Annotated in this window: 5 protein-coding genes; all 5 read right to left on the minus strand. The window is 56.8% G+C overall.

What is annotated here, in order from left to right:
• On the minus strand, nucleotides 1–470 hold a 470-nt coding region (locus tag ACP5PX_RS07385; RefSeq protein ID WP_428085326.1), incomplete at its 3' end, for a hypothetical protein.
• A gap of 641 nt (nucleotides 471–1,111) precedes the next feature.
• On the minus strand, nucleotides 1,112–1,582 hold the full coding sequence (locus ACP5PX_RS07390; protein ID WP_428085327.1) for a hypothetical protein: 471 nt from the start codon (nucleotides 1,580–1,582) through the stop codon (nucleotides 1,112–1,114).
• Nucleotides 1,572–2,498 (minus strand): RHS repeat domain-containing protein, encoded by a 927-nt coding sequence (locus tag ACP5PX_RS07395; RefSeq protein WP_428085328.1) that lies wholly within the window; start codon nucleotides 2,496–2,498, stop codon nucleotides 1,572–1,574. The genes ACP5PX_RS07390 and ACP5PX_RS07395 overlap by 11 nt, the downstream gene beginning before the upstream one ends.
• Before the next feature lie 72 nt (nucleotides 2,499–2,570).
• On the minus strand, nucleotides 2,571–3,572 hold the full coding sequence (locus ACP5PX_RS07400; RefSeq protein ID WP_428085329.1) for a hypothetical protein: 1,002 nt from the start codon (nucleotides 3,570–3,572) through the stop codon (nucleotides 2,571–2,573).
• The coding region (locus tag ACP5PX_RS07405) for an RHS repeat-associated core domain-containing protein (protein WP_428085330.1) at nucleotides 3,569–4,300 on the minus strand (732 nt) is incomplete at its 5' end. The genes ACP5PX_RS07400 and ACP5PX_RS07405, both read right to left, overlap by 4 nt.

Consider the following 4,300-nt stretch of genomic DNA (forward strand, 5'->3'; position numbering starts at 1 on the left):
TGCCTCATGCTCCCCGTAGGATACCAGGAAAAGCTCCTCCCTCCCCAACTCACCACCTGCCCCGCCTCGTCGTAGCCCACCCCAGAGATGCGGTTGGTCTCCCCCGAAGAAGCTTCCGCAAAGGTTTGCCACGCGCCGTTTTTGGCCATGCTGGTCATGAAGCCAAAGGCGTTGTAACTGGCCTCGAAGCTTTTACCCGACACCGTCGCCCCCACAAGCCGCAAGACACCGTCGTACCAGAACCGATCCCCACCCATGGCCTTGACGTTGCCCGCACCATCGTAGGCGTAGCTCCCCGTTTGCCACAAAACGGCGTTGCTGGCGTTTTGAACTTTGATGTTGGCCGGCCTTGCCATGCGGTTGGGGTCCCCCTCGATGACGTCCCTGGTGCCGTTGGACCGCACCCGCTTGGCCACAAGCCCGCTGGGATGGTACAGGATGCTGGCATAGGTGGTGGCCCCTTCCCTCACCCCCGTCAGAAATCCTTAGGTGTACTCGCAGCTCCTCGGTGGCCAGATCTCTTCCGCCGGCTAGAACAACAGAAGATCGACCTCAACGGCTGGGGCCAGCGCAGCAGAGAGTAGCAGTAAAGCGACCCCCACCAGTCGCCGGAGCACATAGGATCTGCCTCGGACCCTGTTCGGTGGTGGCCACGTCAACGCCGCTAAGAGAGCAAAGGCCGACGCATTTAGCGTGCTCAAAACAAGCAGTGGCACCGTTACCATAGCGTGCATTTCCAAGGGTGTGCCACGACCTGCTACCAGTAAGACAGCGGTCCCTGCGAAAAAACCAAACGTGGGAGCGCCACAGAAGCCGTAGAGTTCAAGTCTCGAGCGCGGAAGCCGCCCTTCTTTAATAGCAAGGAGGCCGCGAAGGGCCCCACGAAGAAGCAGGAGGAAAAAAGCCGTCGTGAGGGCATGCTCAGCTACACGAAGTTGCGGCCTAACATAAGGAACCTCCGCCGCCCAAAGGCCAAGGAAATCCGCAAATGCCCACCTCACTGAGTCTCGATAAACCGCCAACATTTGCTCTAAGAAAGCACCAAGGGAACACGCAACGAAATAAATGGAAGAAACCTTTTGCGTCACAATAGCGGTCCTCTCGGGAACAATCACTTCCCATTCCTCCCAGACGATGTATCCGGTAGCGAATAACCCAAAACTTGCTCATAGTCGGGTAGGCAGCCCCCCTGTGGGCATACGAGCTTGTAGTACTTCGTGGCGACCTCTAGATCGTCAATTTTGATAAAATGCTGTACCAAGAGCAACGCTGCCCGCTTCTTCGTGGCTTCACTTCCTCCTTCTTCCAAGGACCTCAACGCATAAAACCACACAGCCTCTTCCTGCGTCCGCAGCGCTGGAGGTACACCGCCCTTGGCTTTGACCTCCTCGAAAAACCTTTTGGAAGAAGCTAAAGCCTCAGCCTTCTCCCTGAAATACGATGCGCGCTCGTAGGAGCTACCCCAAAAAAGCCACCATCCCCACGCCAGGGCGAAGAGAGCAACGATGCTTTGGGACACACGGCGGCACATGACCTTAGCCCAAAGGCAGCTCTCGGAACCCTTGAGGCCCCTATTTTCCATCGTTACTCGTTTTTTCCTCAGTAAGAGGGCTATCTGTGTCTCCTACCTTCACCAAAACCTTTGCGTACTCCTCGCGAATTTTTTTCGCTTCTTCTTCACTAAGCTTTCCCTGGCGAACGTAGGACTCTGTTACACGCTTGACCGCCTCGTTTAGGAGTTTCAGCTGCTCGGGTGTGTAGACTCCTTTGATGCCAGCAGGACTCCCTTCGCCTGCGAGGCCGCGAAACACCGTGGCCACGTCACGCTCAAATCCCGCTTTGCCCGAAGGGCTACGCAGCATCGCCACGCCAGCGTCCCCGCTTTTCACCCACTCGCCCTTGAGAGATTCGTCCAGCTTTTCCACGAACCAAGTGATTGCACCCACAGGAAGGCCAATTAACCTTCCTATACCGATTTTGAGGCCTCTATCCACCAATGGATTTCTGGTTTCGAATTCAACCGTGTATTCTTGTTCCAATCCTTTACCGGTCATGTCCCCGTATTTCCTAACCTTGACACGACCATCGGAGTCAGCGAATGTCAGCGGGTTGTTTGCAGCATACGCAAATAAGTTGAAGCTCTGGGGCGATTTCGGGTCGTAGTCCCTCCCAGGGTCCACGGAAAGGAAGCGACCGGCCACCGACGCGTAGTACCGCGCGTGCATGTAATCGTAACCAGTACTCGCATCCCGCTCGTGGCCCGCAAAGCGCATCCGCTCTTGGCTCGCCGGCAAGGTCATCTCCTCCCCAAAGGGCCAGTAGGCATGCACCGTCACCACGTTCCCCGAAGGCGAGGTGGTCACGCGGGTGCTTCCCAAATGGTCCTTGTGGACGTGCCGCTGGATGCTTCCGTGGTAGGTCACGATGTGGTCTTTGCCCCCATACACGTAGTCCCGCCGAAAAGTAAAGCTCCCGTTGAGCTCGTGGACCTCCCGCACAACTTCACATCCGAAACACCCCCTTCAAGGGTCTTGCGAGTTTAGCATGATAGTAACTATGGACCCGGCGAATCAATCAATTATCGCCCACTCGGGAAAGTAAATCGTATACTGGTCGCCATCGCGCCAACCGTCGTCGTCCTCAAAAACAGGGGCACACCAGGGCGATGACGAGATGCAGACAAGTAGTAACCTTGCTTTCTCCCGGCGCAGCAGCTCGATGGGAATCACGCTGCCAGTACATCCGCTACTCGGTTCCTCGCTCACTAGTCGGATGCCCAGGAGTTCGCCGCACAGGCGTTCACCCTCGCAAACTGGGAAAGGAGGGCCCGTCAAAGGGAGTACGAAAACTTTCGGCACGTCTGGCTTGAGCTGTACTACCCGTGGCCAGTTAGCGCTCGGCACGAAGACCGGGTCGATCAGGATCCTAGGCTGAGACTCGCAAAGCCAAGACACAAGGGTAGAACGGTCCCAGAGATCAGGTGAAGGAGGCGCACCGGGTTGATTTGGGTCCCAAAAGGGATCCGGCAACTCACGGGCCCCCGTCGCGTCCATCCGTTTCAGGATCGAGAGAAGCAACTCCCGTTCTTTTTCCGAGCCTAGAGGACCGCGATAGTCACGGTAAACTACAGCCAAGCCAATCGCCTCGTTCATATCCACCCACTTTGCCGTCGGTTCGAGGTCTCTGCGAGCCTCTAGCCACAGCTCCTCCCTTTCCTCGGCATTGGTCCACCAAATCGCCCCGGCAAGCCGCTCCTCAGCCACCCAGACCGCTAAGACGCCCGACGCTAGGTCCGCAATATCTTCGTAGTTAAGGCAGACGCCTCGCCCGCGCGGGTCAACAGGAATAGATTTTTTCGAGCCATCTCCACCGTAGAGAAAAGCCGTCGCCGAAACTAACCGCGTTTTGACTTCCGGACGGCTCGGATCCCTATACGGTACTGTCTCCAACGGCCAGAAGACAAAACAGCCCCGCTTTTTACTGTGAATGGCGTTCTGAGCCATGGGTGTTACGCCAGCGACGCTCGACCCAAAGAGCAGCGTTACGCAAGTTACAGCAGTGGCCGCCCTCATTGGCTTTCCTCCTTGCCACTGATAGGATTGGTCGAGGAGGTCACGGCCACCAGGGCCTTTGTGCTCTCCTCGAGCCATTCTCGCAAGATTTCCTTGGCCAGCTCTTCAGATAAATCAGGCTTCTCATTGGCCATCCTCCTGCCCATCTCTTCGGCCTCACCAGTCTCGTCCGCTAGAGCGTTTCTTCGCTTAGCCTCGTTTGGGTCCGTAGCTGTACGGTAAATTGTCGCGTGCCAAAGCTCGTGACCAAGGGTTGTTCGACCGCTTTTGTCGGTATGCGGAGGAATTCCATAGAGCGGATCACCACGTTTAACCCTCACAGTGTCAACCTCAACTCGAAACGGTTTCGAGAGGTCCAACACAGCCTTGCCACCGGCTACAGCTACCTCAGTGCCCGAGGTGCTCCCGTAGCGATCCGGGGGTAGTTTGTTCGTTCCGAAAAAGGTAAAAAGCCTGGGGTCACGTTGAATGGCCGCCAAAAGCCGACGTGCAGTCGGCCTCATGATCATGGATACGAGCAGCTTTTGCATCTCGCTCACATAGGCTTGGTTAACACCAGCAACGCCTATTAACCTGCCGTCGGGGTCCGTGGCACTCACCGGGTTGTTGCGCACGTAGGCGTAGAGGTTGAAGCTTTGGGGCGATTTGGGGTCGCAGTCCCTCCCAGGGTCCACCGACAAAAACCTCCCCGCCACCGACGCGTAGTACCGCGCGTGCATGTAATCGTA

The organism is Hadarchaeum sp. (SeqCode), assembly GCF_049969415.1.
Classification (GTDB): Archaea; Hadarchaeota; Hadarchaeia; order Hadarchaeales; family Hadarchaeaceae; genus Hadarchaeum.